This is a genomic window from Brachybacterium sp. JB7, assembly GCF_003335205.1.
GTDB classification, from domain to species: Bacteria; Actinomycetota; Actinomycetes; order Actinomycetales; family Dermabacteraceae; genus Brachybacterium; species Brachybacterium alimentarium.
Genome location: NZ_QPGN01000001.1, coordinates 117,974 through 135,157, shown reverse-complemented (window position 1 = coordinate 135,157; position 17,184 = coordinate 117,974). Strand labels below are relative to the sequence as shown.

Genomic DNA, 17,184 nt, shown 5'->3' with positions numbered 1-17,184 from the left:
GAAGGGGTTGTTCCGTGTCCGAGAGGGGACTTGAACCCCTACGCCCTTATACGGGCACTAGCACCTCAAGCTAGCGCGTCTACCAATTCCGCCACCCGGACGAGTGGCCGCCTCTGCGACTCGAAAAATATAGCACGCACCCTGCGCCGATGTCGCACCGAAACGGCCTCTGCCAGCATCGACGTGAAGACAATCACGCCATCGCGTCGATGTGCGCCGGGTCCATCAGCGTATGCAGGAGGCGCAGCGCGGCGTCGATGCGCTCCGAAAGGGCGTTCGTGCTCGAGGGGACGAGTCGCTCGGCGAGGTCCTGCAGGGCCGCCGCCGCCAGGACGACCATCGTCGGGTCCGGATCGCGCAGCGATCCAGCATCCCAGAGGGCCAGGGTCTCGAGGACACCTTCGAGCTGCTCCGCGGCCTCGTGACGGCTCCCGGAGAGCAGGTCGACGCGGGCGCGAGTGGCCAGCGCGGTGCACTGCCGCAGCAGCGGCGTGGAGATGAGCGGCCCGATGTCGCGGGGTGGAGACACGACCAGCGGCTCCTCGGCGAGCCGCTCGGGCTCGTTGCCGTACGCCATCTCGGCCTCTCGGTGCAGGTCCATGGGTCACTTCCTCGCGCTGGTCCCGGGTGTCGACGGCGCACCGTCGAGCTCCCGTCACTTTACTACCTCTTTACCGGAAGTGGCAGTGGTGGTCGCTTCCGTCTCAGGCGCGCGTCGCGAGCTCGCCGCGTGCCGCCGCGAGCATCTCGGCGACGGGGGCGGCAGGAACTCCCAGCATGGAGCGGATCTGCATGTCCGCCTGATGCGTGAGCATCTCGAGCCCGTCGACCACCTCGCCGCCGCGCTCCATGACCACTTCCATCAGCGGCGCCGGCCAGGGATCGTAGAGCACATCGAGGAACTGCTCCGGGACCGCGAGCTCGGATCGCCCGCCCCAGGTCCCGGCGACCGCCCGGGCGCCGGCGACGGCCAAGGCACTGATCACGATCTGCGCCTCGAGCAGCTCGTGGCTGGCCTCCCACGGCACCTGCAGCACCGTCGCCCCGGAGCGTGCGGCGAGGGCCTGGAGCGGCTCCAGCTTGTGCGGGCTGCGGGCGCTCAGCCGGATATCGGTGACTCCGAGGTCGAGGAGCGCGGCGACCGCGCTGAGCGCCGTGGCCCCTGAGCCCAGCACTCCGCCCGTGGTCGCAGCGGTGGCCCCGTGGTCCCGCAGCGCGGCGACGATCCCGTGCACGTCGTGGTTCTCGGCGCGCCAGGACCCGTCGGGCCGACGCACGAGGGTGTTGGAGATCCCGAGCATGCGCGATGTGTCGTCGACCTCGGTGGCCAGGGCGAAGGCCTCGGGCTTGCCGGGCATGGTGACGCTCGCTCCCGTCAGGCTCCGCCCGCCGCCCTCCGTGAGGAACTCGGCGAGGCAGCCTGCCGGGACGTCGTGGCGCTCGTAGGCGGGACCGTCCGGTCCGGCGAGGCCGAGCTCCCGGTAGGCGGTGCGGTGCAGCACCGGGGAGAGCGAGTGCTCGACGGGCGAGCCGAGCACCGCGAAGCGGCGCCCCGCTCCTGCTGTCGCATCGTCCATGATCAGTCCTTCGTCGCCGCCCAGTCCTGCCATTCCTTGACGTTCTCCTCGTGCTCGGCCCAGGTCGCCGCGAACTTGGTCTCGCCGGTGTCGGTGTTGACGGTGACGAAGTAGAGCCAGTCGCCCTCGGGCGGATCCGCCGCGGCGTCGAGGGTCTCGGCACCGGGGGCGCCGATCGGCCCCGGCGGCAGTCCGGTGTTCAGATAGGTGTTGTAGGGGCTCTTCGTCTTCCGCTCCGCCGAGGTGGTGCCGACGCTCGCGGCCTTGCCGGTGAGGAAGTGGATCGTCGAGTCGAACTGCAGGGGCATCGGCGTCCCCTCGGCCTCGCCGACGCCCTCGAGCCGGTTGTAGATGGTGCGGACCACCATGCCGTAGTCGTCGCTCTCACGGACCTCGAGCTGGGCGAGCGAGGCCACGGTGAGCTTCTCGTGCCACTTGTCCTCGGGGATGTCCCGGGCGACGAGCTGCTTCTCCATGCTGTCCCACATCATCTGGATGACGTCCTCGGCGGTGGCGTCCTCGGGGATGTCGTAGCGTCCCGGCCAGAGGTAGCCCTCCAGGCTGTCCGCCGAGTTCTTCGGGATGCCGTACTCCGTGTAGTCGACCGCGGCCTCTTCGAAGTCCTCGACAGGGATGTCGGTCGCCTCCGACAGCAGCGGCCAGATCTGAGTGAGGTTGAGCCCCTCGGGGATGATCACCCGGTGCCCGGCGAGGTTCGACGGGTCCAGCAGCGCGTCCAGCGCACCGGCCGAGGTCATCTGCTGCTGGAGCCGGTACACGCCGGGCTCGATCGCGGCGGCCTCGCGCGTGTTGGAGAAGATGTTCACGAAGGGGCCGGGGGACTTGATGACATCGGCCTCGACCAGCGTCTCGGCGATGTCGGTTCCGGTATCACCCTGAGCGACCTCGACGATCACCTCGCCGCTCCCGGGGCCGGGGTAGTCCGCGGCCTCCTGCTCCACGCTCACGTTCGAGGTCAGCCAGCGATACCCCTGCACGCCTCCGAAACCCAGACCGCCCAGCACGGCCAGGACCAGCAGGATGGGCAGCACCGCGCGGAAGAAGCCGCCACGACGCGGCGCGGACCGTCGTCGTCCTCGGCGTCCCGGAGGCGCCGCGTGCTGATGCTCTGCGAGATCGTCGAAGGAGACGTTCTCCTCGTCGCTCATCCGGCATCCTCCTGGTCGGTGGTCGGGGCGGGGCCGGTCGTCGGCCCGGGAACGAGCTCCCCGGCGCGTGCCGAGGTGGCCCGCTCGATGTCCAGCGCCTGCTGGAGGATCAGGACGGCGGCGACCTGGTCCACGACCTGCCGGTGCTTGCGCCCCTTGCGGCCCGAGCTGTGCAGGGCCTGGTGCGCGCTCACCGTGGTCAGCCGCTCGTCGAGCAGGCGGATCTCGATGTCCTGGCCGCTCTCGGCGAGCAGGACGCCGAGATCGGCGGCGAACGAGCGGGCCTTCTCCGCCGCGCGGCCCTCGCTGCCGTTCAACGATCGCGGCAGCCCGACCATGATCACACGGGCCTCCGCTTCGAGCGCCTCATCGGCGACTCGGCGCGTCGCGACACCTCGGTCGGCGGTCTCCACCGGCGTCGCGATGAGCCCGTCCAGATCGCTGCGGGCGATGCCCACTCGCACGTCGCCGACATCGACGCCCAGACGGACGCCCCGAGGGAGCTCCGGCACGCCGCCGGTCCTCGCCGTGCCGTCGTCGCTGTCCATGCCCGTCATACGGCCGCGGTCGCCTCGACCGCAGCGCGGACGGAGGCCAGGGCCTCGGGGATGCGGGCGGGCTCGCCGCCGCCTCCCTGCGCCATGTCGGCCTTGCCGCCACCGCGGCCGCCCATCGCCTCGGCGCCCCTGCGAAGCAGGTCCCCGGCAGCGAGGCCGGCATCGCGAGCGGGCCCGTTGGTCGCGACGAGGAGCGCGGCCCGGCCGTCCGCATGCCCGGTGACCGCGACGACCGTCGGGGCGTCGTCCCCGAGGCGTGCCCGCAGGTCGAGCGCGAGAGTGCGCAGATCCCCGGCGGCGATGCCCTCGCCGGCGTCGTGCAGCACGGTGCGCACGCCGGCGATCTCGACCGACTGCTCGGCGAGCCTGCCGGCCTCTGCCTGCAGCTGCTGACCGCGCAGGGCGGCGAGCTGCTTCTCCATGTCCTTCATGCGCTGGGTCATCGAGGTGATGCGCTCGGGGAGGTCCTCGGCGGAGCCGACCTTCAGCATCTCCGAGAGCTGGGAGACGAGAGCATGCTCCTGAGCCTGGAACCGGTAGGCCGACAGGCCCACGAGGGCGTCGACGCGACGCACGCCGCTGCCGATGGAGGCCTCGCCCATGAGCTGGACCGTACCGATCGCGCCGGTGCTCGCGACGTGGGTGCCGCCGCACAGCTCGCGCGACCAGTCCCCGCCGATGGAGACCACGCGGACGATGTCTCCGTACTTCTCGCCGAACAGGGCCTGCGCACCGAGCGCACGCGCCTCGTCGATCGGCATCTGCTGATCGGTCACGGCCAGCTCGTCCTGGAGCAGCGTGTTCACGCGGCCCTCGATCTGCGCCAGGGCGCTGCGCGGCACTCCCTGCCCGTACCGGAAGTCGAAGCGCATGCGGCCGGGAGAGTTCTCCGAGCCGGCCTGAGTCGCGCCGTCGCCGAGCTCCTCGCGCAGTGACTGGTGGACCATGTGGGTGGCGGTGTGTGCACGAGCGATCGCGCCGCGCCGCTCGGTGTCGATCGACGCGACCGCGCTCGCCCCGGGGTGGACATCGCCCTCGACCAGCCGACCGCGGTGCACCGTCAGTCCCTTGACCGGCGCCTGGACGTCCTCGACCTCGACGATGCCGCCGCTGGCCAGCGTGATGCGGCCCTGGTCGGCGAGCTGGCCGCCCATCTCCGCGTAGAACGGGGTCGCGGCGAGCACCAGCTCGACATCGGCCGGCGCCTGCACGGAATCCACCAGGGCGCCGTCGACCAGCACGGATTCGACGGTCGTGGCGAGAGTGGACTCGGTGTAGCCCACGAAGGGCACCGCCTCGCCGCGCTCCCCCAGCAGCCGGTTGTACACCGCGGTGTCGGTGTGGCCGCCCTTCTTGGAGGCCGCATCGGCCCGCGCGCGTTCGCGCTGCTCGGACATCGCCGCGCGGAACCCCTCCTCGTCGACAGTCAGGCCCACCTCCTGCGCCATCTCGAGGGTGAGATCGATGGGGAAGCCGTAGGTGTCGTGCAGACGGAAGGCATCGGGGCCGGCGACACTGCGACCGCCCTCCTGCTTGACCGCCCCGGCGACCTGGTCGAAGATCGCGGTGCCGGTGACGAGGGTGCGACGGAAGGCCTCCTCCTCCGCATAGACGATGTCGCTGATGCGGGTGAAGTCCACCTCGAGGCCGGGGTAGGACTCCACCATCGCCTCCTTCGAGACGGGGAGCAGCGCGGGCATGGACGGCTCCGCGTAGCCGAGCAGTCGCATCGAGCGCACCGCCCGACGGATCAGCCGGCGCAGCACGTAGCCGCGCCCTTCATTGCCCGGACGGACACCGTCGGCGACGAGCATGAGCGCGCTGCGCACGTGGTCACCGACGATCCGCAGGCGCACGTCGTCCTCGCCGTCGGCGCCGTAGACGCGACCCGAGAGCTCCTGCGCCTTCTCGATGACCCCGAAGACCTGGTCGATCTCGTACATGTTCTGCTTGTCCTGCAGGATGTACGCGAGGCGCTCCACGCCCATGCCGGTATCGATGGACTTCTGCTCGAGCTCCCCGAGCAGCGGATAGTCCTTGCCCTTGCCCTCACCGCGCAGGAACTGGTCGAACACCAGGTTCCAGATCTCGATGTAGCGGTCCTCGGCCTCCGCGCTGCCCGGCCACTCGTCCTGTCGTCCGCCCATGGCGTCCGGGCCGTACTCGGGGCCGCGGTCGTAGTGCCACTCCCCCGTCGAGCCCGCGGGGCCGGGCTGACCGGTGTCCCAGCAGCTCTCCTCCCAGGGCAGCTGCACGATCCGTGCGGGATCCAGCCCGATGACCTCGGTCAGGTGCTGATAGGACTCCTCGTCCTGCTCCCACAGCGTGATCCACAGCCGTGCCGGGTCCAGACCGAAGCCGCCGTCGTCCTGCGAGCTGGTGAGCAGCTCCCAGGAGAAGTCGATCGCGCCCTGCTTGAAGTAGTCCCCGAAGGAGAAGTTCCCCGCCATCTGGAAGAACGTGCCGTGGCGCGTGGTGCGCCCGACGTTCTCGATGTCATTGGTGCGGATGCACTTCTGGACGCTCACGGCGCGGTCGTACGGGGCCTTCTCGGTGCCCACGATGTACGGGATGAACGGGACCATGCCGGCGATCGTGAAGAGGATCGAGGGATCGTTCGACACGAGCGAGGCGCTGGGAACGACCTCGTGCTGCTTCTTCTCGAAGAAATCGAGCCAGCGACGATGGATCTCGGATGTGCGCATGGTCTGGGGAGGTCCTTCCTGGGACACCGGAAGCGGGCGCCGGACGGCGCCGAGAGGGAGATACGGACACGAAGGCCCCGGTCAGGGTACCGGAGTACACCCGCCGGGGCCTTGCGTGCCGCAGTGAGAAGAGTCAGCGCGCGTAGTACTCGACGACCATCTGGACGTCGCAGGTCACGGGGACCTCGACGCGCTTCGGACGGGCGACGAGCTTCGCCTTGAGCTCGCCCAGCTCGACCGAGAGGTACGAGGGGACGGAGGCCAGGACGTCCGAGTTGCCGCCTTCGGCAGCGATCTGGAACGACTCCATGGCCTGGCTCTTGGGCTTGATCTGGATGGTCTGGCCCGGCTTCACGCGGAAGGAGGGACGATCCACGATCTTGCCGTCGACCATCACGTGGCGGTGCACGACGGCCTGACGGGCCTGCAGGGTGGTGCGGGCGAAGCCGGAGCGCAGCACGAGGGCGTCGAGGCGCATCTCCAGCAGCTCGACCATGCTCTCACCGGTCAGGCCCGGCTCCTTCTTGGCATCCAGGTAGGCGCCGTGCATCTGCTTCTCGCGAATGCCGTACTGGGCGCGGAGACGCTGCTTCTCCTTCAGGCGCACGGCGTAGTCGGACTCGGTCCGACGGCGAGCACGGCCGTGCTCGCCCGGGGGGTACGGACGCTTCTCGAAGTACTTGACCGACTTGGGGGTCAGCGGGAGCCCGAGGGCTCGGGACAGGCGCGCCTGGCGGCGCGCACGGGTGACGTTGGTCACGAGGTATACCTCTTGTTCGGGTGTGGTGAATCCAGTCTTGCAGCCGCGGATTCAACGCCCAAGATTACCGCAGGCGAGGACCAGGCTCAACGACTTGGCCGTCAGGAGTGCCTCGAGTTCCTGTGGAGTCGCACACAACGGCGACCGCCGCCTGGGTCAGGTGCCGTCGCCGGAGCGCAGGATCCGTCGCAGCGCGTCGACCCGCCTGCTGGTCTGCGCCTCGTTGCCGTGCCCCTTGGGGTGGTAGTAGTCCACGCCGACGAGGTCGTCCGGCGGGTACTGCTGGGCCACGACGCCGTGGGGAGCGTCGTGCGCGTAGCGGTACTCGGTGCCGTGCCCCAGCTTCTCGGCCCCCGCGTAGTGCGCGTCGCGCAGATGGGACGGCACTCCGCTGCCCCTGCCCTCGCGCACATCCGCGATCGCCGCATCCAGCGCCCGGTAGGAGGCGTTGGACTTCGGGGCGGTGGCGATGTGCACGACCGCCTGCGCGAGCGGGATGCGCCCCTCGGGCATCCCGAGCATCTGCACGGCCTGCATGGCGGCGACCGCCACCTGCAGCGCGCTCGGATCCGCCATGCCCACCTCCTCGCCTGCGGCGATGACGACCCGTCGGGCGATGAACCGGGGATCCTCACCCGACTCGATCATCTGGGCGAGATAGTGCAGTGAGGCGTCGACGTCGCTGCCCCGCATGGACTTGATGAATGCGCTGGTGACGTCGTAGTGCTGGTCCCCGCCCCTGTCGTAGCGCAGAGCGGCCCGGTTCACGGCCTGGGCGAGGGTCTGAGCGTCGATCTCCCGGGAGTCCTTCAGGAGGGCCGCGGCCGCTGCGGCCTCGAGCGAGGTGAGGATCTTGCGGGCGTCACCTCCCCCCAGTCGCAGCAGCGCCTCCCGGGCGTCATCGGTGAGGGTGACGGAGTCGCCGAGACCTCGCTCGTCGCTCAGGGCACGGTCGACCAGCGTGCTGAGGTCCGAGCGCTCCAGCGGCTCCAGCGTGAGCACGATCGAGCGGGAGAGCAGCGGAGAGATCACGGAGAAGTAAGGGTTCTCGGTGGTCGCGGCCACCAGGGTCACCCATCGGTTCTCGACGCTCGGGAGCAGTGCGTCCTGCTGGGATTTCGAGAAGCGGTGCACCTCGTCGATGAAGAGCACGGTCTCCCGGCCGATGGTGCGCAGTCGCGAGCGCGCCTGGTCGACCACCGCTCGGATGTCCTTGACACCGGCCAGCACCGCAGAGACCTCGACGAACTCACGATCACCGGACTGGGCGACCACATAGGCGAGAGTCGTCTTCCCCGTCCCGGGAGGGCCCCACAGGATGACCGAGCTGGGCGAGGTGCGGGAGTCGTCGGCCGCGACCAGCCGGCGCAGCGGACTGCCCGCCTCGAGCGCGGACTGCTGGCCGACGATCTCCTCGAGGGAGCGCGGGCGCATCCGCACGGCCAGGGGCGCACGGTGGTCGACGTTGCGGTCGGACAGCGTGCGTGGCGTCGGCGCGTCCCCGCCGAGCGAGAACAGATCCTCGTCCATGCCGTCAGCCTAGGCCGCCGTGCCGACGGTCCCTGACCGCCGACCCGACGGAAGGGGCCCACCTCACGAGAAGGGGCCCACCTCACGAGCCAGGCGACCGGGCCACGCCGGGCCTTCGTAGATCATCGCCGTATAGCCCTGGACGAGGTCCGCGCCGGCCTCGAGGCGGGTGCGCACGTCCTGCGCGGTGGTCACTCCCCCGCAGCTGATGATCACGGAGCTCTCGGGGAGCTCGCGGCGCAGCAGGGTCAGCATCTCCAGCGAGCGCTCGGCCAGCATCGGGCCGGAGAGACCCCCGCTGCCGATCGAGTCGATGCGGGAGCGGGTGGTGCGCAGCGACTCCGGGCGGGAGATGGTCGTGTTCGCCGCGATCACGCCGGCGAGCCCCACCTCCGTCGCCAGGTGCGCGACGGCCCGCACGTCGTCGTCGTGCAGGTCCGGCGCGATCTTCACCAGCACCGGGAGCTCGCGGCGCAGGCGACGCTCCGCCCTGCGTGCCTCGTCGACCACCGCCTCGAGGACCGGGCGCAGCATCTCGACCGTCTGGAGATCGCGCAGCCCCGGGGTGTTGGGGCTGGAGACGTTGATGGCGAGGTAGCTGGCATAGGGCGCGAGGATCCGCGCGGAGAAGCGATAGTCCTCGGCGGCGTCGTCGAGCGCAGTGACCTTCGACTTGCCGATGTTCACGCCGATCACGGCCCGCTGACCGCGCTCGGTGCGGCGGGCGGCGGCGAGGGACTTCGCGAGCGCGTGGGCGCCGTGGTTGTTGAACCCCATGCGATTGATGAGCGCCCGGTCGGGGATCAGCCGGAAGGAGCGCGGAGCCGGATTGCCCGGCTGCGCCTTCGCCGTCACGGTGCCCACTTCGACGTGGCCGAAGCCCAGGTCGAGCAGCGCGAGCGGCACCTCGCCGTCCTTGTCGAACCCGGCCGCGAGACCCAGAGGACTGCGATGATCCGCCCCGAGCACGCGCTTCGCCGGACGCGGGTCACGCATCGGGTCCGGGGTGCCGAAGAGCGCGCGCAGCAGCCAGGGGCCGCCGGGCAGGGAGTACGCCAGATGCAGGCTCCGCATGGTCATCCGGTGCGCCTGCTCGGCGTCCAGACGGCTGAGGGCATGAGAGAACACGGCCGTGTAGAGGCCGCGTTCTGAGGTGTCGTTCATGGTCACGGGGATACCGTACGCGGTCACCGGGCGCTCACGGAGGCCTCAGGTCCCTTGCGCCGACCGCGCACGAGGAAGAACAGCGCCACGACCGGCAGCAGCAGCGGGACGTATCCGTAGCCCTGGCCGTAGACGGACCACACCGTCGCGTCGGGGAAGAGCGCCGGATCGAGCACCGACAGCGTGCCGACGGCGAGCACACCCACCAGCTCGACCAGGCACAGCACGAGCGCGGTCGTGGAACGGCGGCCGCCGCGCACCAGGGCGATCGTCACGGCGATGTAGGTCAGTGCCGCGACGAGCGAGAGCAGGTAGGCGACCGGCGCGAAGGAGAAGTCTCGGAGCATCTGGACGCTGCTGCGGGCCGTCGCCGCCAGGGAGAAGAGGCCGTAGACGACGATCAGCACGGCCTCGAACCCCCGAGAGGAGGCGCCCGTGGCGCCCGGCGAGACGGGAGCATCCGACGCGCCGGTCGGCTCCGGCACGCTCGGCACGCTCGGCACGCTCGGCGCAGCATCGCTGCGGTGTGTACGGGGATCTGTCATGCGAAGCCTCCCGGCCAGATCTGATGGAGGCGCATGAGCAGCACCACCGCGACGAGGGCGACCACGGCGATCACCATCGAGCCCCACCGGCTGCGCTCCCAGACGCCCACCCAGCTCCCGCCGATGACCATCGCGAAGCCGGTGAGGAGGTACCCGTACAGCGTGACGCGGTCCGCCGGGTGCCCGCCGGCGGCGTCGCGCAGTCCGATCACCGCGCCGAGCACCGCCCAGACCAGGGCGACGAGACCGGCAGCGCCCAGCAGCACCAGATCGGCACTGAGATCGCGGGCCGCGTAGTAGAAGCCCAGTGCCGCCGTCACGAGGCACACCACGGTCACCAGGATGCTCAGCGCCGTCATCGCCCTACCTGTTCTGCTCGTGCAAGGGTCCGGATGCGCCGTCGACGTGCGCGGCGGAGCACCGTGGAGCGCGGACATCCGGTCCGGGCCGCCTCTACGATAGAGGCATGCCCACCATTTCAGTTGCTGACGTATCCCTGCGTGACGTCGAGGCCGACGTCCTGATCCTTCCTCTGCTCGCCGGCGCGGGAGACGCCCCCTCCTACGTCCCCGGAGCGCCGGAGTTCTCCGAGGTCGTCAAGGGTCTGGACCCCTCTTCCGGGCGCGGCGACGTGCACCGCATCCCGTCCTTCGACCTGACCGGTGCGGGCTCTCTGCTGCTGGTCGGTCTCGGTGAGGAGGATCTCGCGAAGATCTCCGCCGAGAACCTCCGTCTCGCGTTCGGCGCGGCCACCCGCGCGCTGGCCGGCATCGAGTCCGCCGCCGTCGCCCTGCCCGAGGGCTCCCCCGACCAGCTCGCCGCCGCCCTGGAGGGCGCCGCTCTGGGCGCCTATGCGTTCACCGGCCACAAGACCGCCGCCGGAACACCCTCCGCGAAGGGGGCGCTCGCCTCCCTCACCGCACTGAGCGGGGAGGAGTCCGCCACGAGCGCCGCCGAGCGCGCCACGGTGCTGTCCGAGATCGTCGACCTCACCCGCGACCTGGTCAACACCCCGCCAAACCTCCTCTACCCCGAGGAGTTCGCACGCCGCGCGCAGGAGGTCGCCGCCGACCTCCCCCTCACGGTCACGGTGCTCGACGAGGAGCAGCTGGCCGAGGGCGGCTACGGCGGGATCGTCGGCGTCGGCCAGGGATCCACCCGTCCGCCGCGTCTGGTGCGCGTCGAGTACTCGCCCGAGAACGCCTCGAGCTCGGTCGCCCTGGTCGGCAAGGGGATCACCTTCGACACCGGCGGCATCTCGCTGAAGCCCGCGCCCGGCATGGATGACATGACGTCCGACATGACCGGCGCGGCCACCGTGCTGGCCGCGACCGTCGGCGCGGCCAGGCTCGGCCTGGACGTCAAGGTCATCACGTTCCTCGCGCTCGCCGAGAACATGCCCGGCGGCGGCGCCCAGCGCCCCGGCGACGTGGTCACCATGCGCAACGGCAAGACCGTCGAGGTCCTGAACACCGACGCCGAGGGCCGCATGGTCATGGCCGACGCTCTGGTCGATGCCGTGTCCGAGGGTCCCGATCTGGTGATGGACGTGGCGACCCTCACCGGTGCCGCGATGGTCGCGCTGGGCGAGCGCACCGCCGCCGTGATGGGCACCGAGCAGGCGCGGGATCTCGTCCTGGAGGCGGCCGACGTCTCGGGCGAGCCCTTCTGGCCCCTGCCCTTCCCCGCGGAGCTGCGCGCGGACCTCAACGGTCGCGTCGCGGACCTGCGCAACATCGGAGACCGCCCCGGCGGCGCGCTCTCCGCCGGCATCTTCCTCCAGGAGTTCGTGGGCGATGCGGAGTGGGCGCACCTCGATATCGCCGGCCCCGGATTCGCCTCGGCGCCGCTGGGATACATGAGCAAGGGGGCGACGGGCATGAGCGTCCGCACCGTGCTGCAGGTGCTCGAGGAGCGCGCCGCGCGCTCCGGCAAGTGATCCACGCCGCGCAACCGGGCTGAACATCTGGTCGAGCGGGCCTGTCAGCGCCGCCTGGTGGCCTAGCATGGGTCACGCAGGCGGCGCCGTCGGCCATCCCGGTCAGCGCGTGCCGCGGAGAAACGTTTACACCGAGGAGCACACAGGTGGCGGATACAACCACTGACCAGTTCGACGTCGTGATCCTGGGCGGTGGCAGCGGCGGCTACGCGGCCGCGCTGCGAGGTGCCCAGCTCGGCCAGAAGATCGCGCTCGTGGAGAAGGACAAGCTCGGAGGCACGTGTCTCCATCGCGGCTGCGTCCCGACCAAGGCGATGCTGCACGTCGGCGAGCTCGCAGACGCCCCGTCGGAGGCGAAGTCCGTGGGCCTGGACCTCACCCTGAACTCCATCGACGCCGAGAAGGTCATCGGCTTCAAGGACAAGATCGTCTCGCGCCTGTACAAGGGCCTGCAGGGGCTCGTGAAGTCCTCCAAGGTCGAGTACGTCGAGGGCTTCGGCCGGCTCACCGGGCCGAAGACGGTCTCTGTGGAGACCGAGGGCGGCACGCGCGAGCTCAACGCCAAGAACATCATCCTGGCCTCCGGCTCGTACTCGAAGACCCTCCCGGGCATCGACCTGGGTGGGCGTTTCCTGGATTCCGAGACCGCGCTGCAGCTGCCGGAGATCCCGAAGAACCCGATCATCCTGGGCGGCGGCGTCATCGGCGTCGAGTTCGCCTCGGTGTGGAAGTCCCTCGGTGCGGACTCCGTGACCATCGTCGAGGGCCTCCCCCGTCTGGTCGCGAACGAGGACGAGTCGATCTCCAAGTCGCTCGAGCGGGCGTTCAAGAAGCGCGGCATCACCTCGTCGCTCGGGGTGTTCACCGAGAAGGCCGAGCAGACCGACACCGGCGTCACCGTCACCCTCGCCGACGGCACGGTCCACGAGGGCGACTACCTGCTGGTGGCCGTCGGCCGCGGGCCGAACACCTCGGGGCTCGGCTACGAGGAGCAGGGCATCGAGATGGATCGCGGCTTCGTGCTCGCGAACAAGGAGACGCTCGAGACGAACGTCCCCGGCATCTACGCCGTCGGCGACATCGTCCCCGGTCTGCAGCTCGCCCACCGCGGCTTCGCCCAGGGCATCTTCGCCGCCGAGCGCATCGGCGGCCTGAACCCCGCGCCGATCGTCGAGTCCGGCATCGAGCGCATCACCTACTGCGAGCCCGAGATCGGCTCGGTCGGCCTCTCCGAGAAGCAGGCCAAGGAACAGTTCGGCGACGAGGGCATCCAGTCCTACGAGTACAACCTCGGCGGCAACGGCAAGTCCCAGATCCTCGGCACCACCGGCTTCATCAAGCTGGTGCGCGAGAAGGACGGCCCCATCGTCGGTGTCCACATGATCGGTGCACGCACCTCCGAGCTCATGGGCGAGGCGCTGCTGATGGTCAACTGGGAGGCCTACCCCGAGGACGTCGCCTCGCTGATCCACGGTCACCCCTCGCAGCACGAGGCCATGGGCGAGGCCGCTCTCGCCCTCGCCGGTAAGCCGCTGCACGCACACGCCTGAGTCCCCAGAGGAGAACACCCATGTCTGAATCCGTGAAGATGCCGGCTCTCGGCGAGTCCGTCACCGAGGGCACCGTCACCCGCTGGCTGAAGGCCGTCGGCGACACCGTCGAGGTCGACGAGCCGCTGCTCGAGGTCTCGACCGACAAGGTCGACACCGAGATCCCCTCGCCCGTCGCGGGCACCATCGAGAAGATCCTGGTCGAGGAGGACGAGGACGCCGAGGTCGGCGCCGATCTCGTCGTCATCGGCGATGGCTCCGGCTCCGACGATGCCGGGTCCGACGACTCCGGTGCCGAGGACTCCTCCGAGGAAGAGGCTCCTGCTGAGTCGGACTCCGCGGGAGAGTCCGAGGGCGAGGATCTCGCCTCCGACGAGACCACCGCTCCGTCCACCGACGCCCCGGCCGACTCCGCGGAGTCGCCTGAGTCCGACGAGTCCTCCGACGAGGGCTCCGAGGGCGGGAGCGCCTCCGGCGAGGACGTGACCATGCCGGCTCTCGGCGAGTCCGTCACCGAGGGCACCGTCACCCGCTGGCTGAAGGCCGTCGGCGACACCGTCGAGGTCGACGAGCCGCTGCTCGAGGTCTCGACCGACAAGGTCGACACCGAGATCCCCTCCCCCGTCGCGGGCACCGTGCTCGAGATCAAGGTCGATGAGGACGAAGATGCCGAGGTCGGCTCCGTCCTCGCCGTCATCGGCGACTCCTCCGCTGCGTCGGCGAAGTCCGAGAAGCCCTCGGCTCCGGCCCCGAAGGCCGAGGAGGCCCCCGCGAAGGAGGAGCCGAAGAAGGACGAGCCGAAGAAGGAAGCTCCCCAGGAGACGCCGAAGGCCGAGGCGCCCAAGGCCGAGGCCCCCAGCGCTCCCGAGCAGACGTCTCAGGAGCCCTCTGCCCCGGCGGCCGCTCCGAAGGCTGCGGATTCCGTGACCGGCGCCGAGGCGTCCGGCTACGTGACCCCGCTGGTGCGGAAGATGGCGGCAGAGGCCGGCATCGACCTGTCCGGTGTCTACGGTTCCGGCCTGGGCGGTCGCATCCGCAAGCAGGACGTGCAGCAGGCGATCGACGCGCAGAAGTCCGCTGCGTCGGCCCCGGCCCCGGCCCAGGACGCCCCGGCGCCCTCCGCTCCGGCTGCGGCCCCGGCCAAGGTCGAGGTCTCCCCGCTGCGCGGCACCGAGGAGAAGATGAGCCGCATCCGCAAGGTGACCGCCAAGCGGATGATGGAGTCCCTGCACGGCCAGGCGCAGCTCACCACCGCGGTCGAGGTCGACATGACCCGGGTCGCGAAGCTGCGCGGCCGGGCCAAGGACGCCTTCGCCCAGCGCGAGGACGCGAAGCTCACCTTCCTGCCGTTCATCATGCAGGCCGCCGTCGAGGCGCTGAAGACCTACCCCAAGGTCAATGCGTCCATCGACGACGACCTGATCAAGTACGCGGCCTCCGAGAACATCGGCATGGCGGCGGACACCGAGCGCGGCCTGGTCGTGCCCGTGATCAAGAATGCCGGCGACCTGAACCTGGCGGGCCTGGCCCGTCAGATCGGTGACCTCGGCGCTCGCGCCAAGGGCAACAAGCTCACCCCGGACGACCTCCAGGGCGCGACCTTCACGATCACGAACACCGGATCGGGCGGTGCCCTCTGGGACACCCCGATCGTGCCGAGCCCGCAGGTCGGCATCCTCGGCTGCGGCACCATCGTGAAGCGCCCTGCCGTCGTGCAGAGCGCCGAGGGCGACGACGTCATCGCGATCCGTTCGATGATGTACCTGTTCCTGTCCTACGACCACCGTCTGGTCGACGGCGGCGACGCCGCGCGTTTCCTCACCTTCATGAAGAAGCGTCTCGAGGACGGCGCCTTCGAGGCCGAGCTGGGACTGTGACTCCCTGAGCCTGCGCACGCAGGCAGTCGACGAAGGGCCTGCTGCCGGAAGTCCGGCGGCAGGCCCTTCTCGCGTCGACGGCGACCCCGTCCTCTCAGCGGGCCGCTCCCTCGTCCCCGAGGACGGCCTGGTGCAGCGAGCTCGACGCTCCTCCGGCGGCCTCCCCCACGGGCACGCTGCTGGCCACCAGCCAGCGAGTGCCGTCCCACTGCAGCGACAGACGGATCTCGACCTCGGCCGAGGTCGGCACGGTCTCCGCGGCGCCCTCCTTCCCGCTGGCGGCCTCCCGGACCGAGTACGTCTCGGTGGACGTGATGACGAGCAGCTCCGCGGTGCCGTCCTCCACGGGGCCCTCGAGCAGCGTCGCCTCGTGGATCACCGGACCTCCGCCGTCGATGGTGAGGCTCTCGTAGGCCCGCCGCACGTCGTCGTCCTCCCGAGAGGCTGCGCTCCCGGGCACAGCGACCGACCGGCTCGACAGACCCGTGACATAAGCGTGTCGCGAACCGGCGAGCTCTGCGGCCAGTGCCCAGGGGTCCTCGATGACAGGCGGGGGCGCGGGAGCGGAAGCCGACGGCGGCTGCGGCGCGTGCGGAGCCGGCCGGTCGGTGACCGCATCGGTCCCGTCGGGCGCGAGCGCCAGCCAGGATCCGGTGCCGATCACCACTCCGGCCAGGACGACCGCGCCGGCGCTCAGCACCGCTCTGCGTCGCAGCCCCCGACCAGCACGTGCCGCTCGCGATCCCTCGGGCGGACCGCCCGCCCCGGGTCGCCGCCGCACACCGGCGCCCAGGAGACGCCCCGGCCGAATTCGTCGCTCAGGATGATGAGGAGGAAGGGGGCCGAGAGGCCGCAGCCGCGCCATGGCCGTGCGCGGTCCGGTCCGCCCCGTCGTCGGCTCCTCCCACGGTCCGTCCCCGTCCTCTCCCCTGCGCGGCGCCCATTCCTCGTACCGCCCCGAGTCCCCATCACCGCCCCAGCCACCGTCGCCGGATTCTCTGCCGAACCGATCCCGGTCGTCGTGCCGTGCCGGTTCGCCCGGCCCGAACCTCCCGCTGGACAGCGCGGGATCAACGGATACCGCGGCGAGGTCCGCAGCGTCCGGCCCGGACCGCGGCCCGGTGCGCGCCCGCGTGACGTCGGTGTCGGGGAGGGGCTGCTCGCAGGCGTGGACGCGACGACGCAGGGTGCGCTCCTGATCGTCGAGCACCGAGTCCACCCAGGCGCGGTCCGCGTGCCGATCCGCGAGCTGCTCGCTCGGCCGCAGCCCCCGCAGGTCCCGCAGCACCACGCTCCCGTCGGCGCGGCGACCGAGGCCCTCCCCCGGCGCTGCACCGAGAACCCACCCCCGCTCGTGCACCTCGTCGATCAGGGCATCGAGCTCGTCGCGCACGTGAGCGACCGCTTCGCGCTCCGCCGTGGCCGGGGGCCCCGCCTCGGCCGAGCGCCGCCCACCACGGCGACGGAGAGCAGGAGCGCTCTCGCGGACGTAGCCGTCGTCCTCGACGGTGAGGATCGTGGGGACGGTCCGGAGGCCGGCCACCTCCTCGAGGGCCGCGAGCAGCTGCATCTCCGCGCGGGTCTGGAGTCGCCCGGCGGGGGTGAGGCCGTGCACGGCCACCGCGGAGCGGCCGTCCCCGCCGTCGACCAGCTCTTCGAGCACGTCCTCCGTGCACCGCAGCCGCTCGCCCGGATCCTGCGACTCGGAGCCGTCCTGCCTGCACCCATCGTTCGCCGGACCGGGCCTGCCCTGGGGTTCTCGGAGAAGAGCGCGACGCCGCGCGCGACCGCCGAGCGGTGCAGGTCCCCGC

General features: G+C 70.8%; 14 protein-coding genes and 1 tRNA gene. 3 read left to right on the top strand and 12 right to left on the bottom strand.

Annotation, left to right across the window (positions count from 1 at the left end; all coding sequences use genetic code 11):
- Positions 1-15: 15 nt before the first annotated feature.
- The 11 genes from CIK81_RS00605 to CIK81_RS00555 all read right to left on the bottom strand — a co-directional run bounded on the left by CIK81_RS00605 (position 16) and on the right by CIK81_RS00555 (position 10,366).
- Positions 16-101 (bottom strand) — tRNA-Leu (locus CIK81_RS00605).
- Between the two features lie 92 nt (positions 102-193).
- A complete protein-coding gene (locus CIK81_RS00600) occupies positions 194-601 on the bottom strand; it encodes a hypothetical protein (RefSeq protein ID WP_114355263.1) in 408 nt (135 codons plus the stop codon).
- Positions 602-704: 103 nt separating this feature from the next.
- Positions 705-1,610 carry a shikimate dehydrogenase gene (locus tag CIK81_RS00595; RefSeq protein WP_241963856.1) on the bottom strand — a complete coding sequence of 302 codons (906 nt, stop codon included), beginning with the start codon at positions 1,608-1,610 and terminating at the stop codon, positions 705-707.
- Entirely contained in the window at positions 1,580-2,746 is a 1,167-nt protein-coding gene (gene mltG, locus CIK81_RS00590; protein WP_096166165.1) for an endolytic transglycosylase MltG, read from the bottom strand. The genes CIK81_RS00595 and mltG overlap by 31 nt, the downstream gene beginning before the upstream one ends.
- Positions 2,743-3,294, bottom strand: a complete 552-nt coding sequence (gene ruvX / locus CIK81_RS00585) for a Holliday junction resolvase RuvX (protein WP_096166231.1) — start codon at positions 3,292-3,294, stop codon at positions 2,743-2,745. The genes mltG and ruvX overlap by 4 nt, the downstream gene beginning before the upstream one ends.
- A gap of 5 nt (positions 3,295-3,299) precedes the next feature.
- Entirely contained in the window at positions 3,300-6,008 is a 2,709-nt protein-coding gene (alaS, locus tag CIK81_RS00580; RefSeq protein ID WP_114355262.1) for an alanine--tRNA ligase, read from the bottom strand.
- Between the two features lie 133 nt (positions 6,009-6,141).
- Positions 6,142-6,768: a 30S ribosomal protein S4 gene (gene rpsD, locus CIK81_RS00575; RefSeq protein WP_096166163.1), complete on the bottom strand. Its 627-nt coding sequence runs from the start codon at positions 6,766-6,768 to the stop codon at positions 6,142-6,144.
- Positions 6,769-6,924: 156 nt separating this feature from the next.
- On the bottom strand, positions 6,925-8,298 hold the full coding sequence (locus CIK81_RS00570; protein ID WP_096166162.1) for a replication-associated recombination protein A: 1,374 nt from the start codon (positions 8,296-8,298) through the stop codon (positions 6,925-6,927).
- Between the two features lie 63 nt (positions 8,299-8,361).
- The gene (locus CIK81_RS00565; RefSeq protein WP_158541881.1) at positions 8,362-9,462 is read right to left on the bottom strand and encodes a quinone-dependent dihydroorotate dehydrogenase; all 1,101 of its coding nucleotides are present in this window, start codon (positions 9,460-9,462) and stop codon (positions 8,362-8,364) included.
- A gap of 23 nt (positions 9,463-9,485) precedes the next feature.
- On the bottom strand, positions 9,486-10,007 hold the full coding sequence (locus tag CIK81_RS00560) for a hypothetical protein (protein ID WP_338075623.1): 522 nt from the start codon (positions 10,005-10,007) through the stop codon (positions 9,486-9,488).
- Positions 10,004-10,366 carry a hypothetical protein gene (locus CIK81_RS00555; RefSeq protein ID WP_096166160.1) on the bottom strand — a complete coding sequence of 121 codons (363 nt, stop codon included), beginning with the start codon at positions 10,364-10,366 and terminating at the stop codon, positions 10,004-10,006. The genes CIK81_RS00560 and CIK81_RS00555 overlap by 4 nt, the downstream gene beginning before the upstream one ends.
- Positions 10,367-10,473: 107 nt before the next feature.
- On the opposite strand from CIK81_RS00555, the gene CIK81_RS00550 reads away from it, so the two are divergent.
- The 3 genes from CIK81_RS00550 (at position 10,474) to sucB (ending at position 15,373) form a co-directional block, all read left to right on the top strand.
- On the top strand, positions 10,474-11,946 hold the full coding sequence (locus tag CIK81_RS00550; protein WP_114355261.1) for a leucyl aminopeptidase: 1,473 nt from the start codon (positions 10,474-10,476) through the stop codon (positions 11,944-11,946).
- A gap of 146 nt (positions 11,947-12,092) precedes the next feature.
- The gene (gene lpdA, locus CIK81_RS00545; RefSeq protein ID WP_096166158.1) at positions 12,093-13,496 is read left to right on the top strand and encodes a dihydrolipoyl dehydrogenase; all 1,404 of its coding nucleotides are present in this window, start codon (positions 12,093-12,095) and stop codon (positions 13,494-13,496) included.
- 20 nt (positions 13,497-13,516) lie between these two features.
- The gene (gene sucB / locus CIK81_RS00540; protein WP_114306256.1) at positions 13,517-15,373 is read left to right on the top strand and encodes a 2-oxoglutarate dehydrogenase, E2 component, dihydrolipoamide succinyltransferase; all 1,857 of its coding nucleotides are present in this window, start codon (positions 13,517-13,519) and stop codon (positions 15,371-15,373) included.
- 94 nt (positions 15,374-15,467) lie between these two features.
- On the opposite strand, the gene CIK81_RS00535 is transcribed toward sucB, so the two are convergent.
- Entirely contained in the window at positions 15,468-17,036 is a 1,569-nt protein-coding gene (locus tag CIK81_RS00535; RefSeq protein ID WP_147271511.1) for a hypothetical protein, read from the bottom strand.
- Between the last annotated feature and the right edge of the window lie 148 nt (positions 17,037-17,184).

Excerpts from the sequence above, each read along its gene's own strand:
- CIK81_RS00600 (WP_114355263.1), bottom strand. The coding sequence starts at position 601 with ATGGACCTGCACCGAGAGGCCGAGATGGCGTACGGCAACGAGCCCGAG.
- sucB (WP_114306256.1), top strand. The coding sequence starts at position 13,517 with ATGTCTGAATCCGTGAAGATGCCGGCTCTCGGCGAGTCCGTCACCGAG.
- alaS (WP_114355262.1), bottom strand. The coding sequence starts at position 6,008 with ATGCGCACATCCGAGATCCATCGTCGCTGGCTCGATTTCTTCGAGAAG.
- CIK81_RS00595 (WP_241963856.1), bottom strand. The coding sequence starts at position 1,610 with ATGGCAGGACTGGGCGGCGACGAAGGACTGATCATGGACGATGCGACA.
- CIK81_RS00570 (WP_096166162.1), bottom strand. The coding sequence starts at position 8,298 with ATGGACGAGGATCTGTTCTCGCTCGGCGGGGACGCGCCGACGCCACGC.
- mltG (WP_096166165.1), bottom strand. The coding sequence starts at position 2,746 with ATGAGCGACGAGGAGAACGTCTCCTTCGACGATCTCGCAGAGCATCAG.
- CIK81_RS00560 (WP_338075623.1), bottom strand. The coding sequence starts at position 10,007 with ATGACAGATCCCCGTACACACCGCAGCGATGCTGCGCCGAGCGTGCCG.
- CIK81_RS00565 (WP_158541881.1), bottom strand. The coding sequence starts at position 9,462 with ATGAACGACACCTCAGAACGCGGCCTCTACACGGCCGTGTTCTCTCAT.
- ruvX (WP_096166231.1), bottom strand. The coding sequence starts at position 3,294 with ATGGACAGCGACGACGGCACGGCGAGGACCGGCGGCGTGCCGGAGCTC.
- CIK81_RS00550 (WP_114355261.1), top strand. The coding sequence starts at position 10,474 with ATGCCCACCATTTCAGTTGCTGACGTATCCCTGCGTGACGTCGAGGCC.
- CIK81_RS00555 (WP_096166160.1), bottom strand. The coding sequence starts at position 10,366 with ATGACGGCGCTGAGCATCCTGGTGACCGTGGTGTGCCTCGTGACGGCG.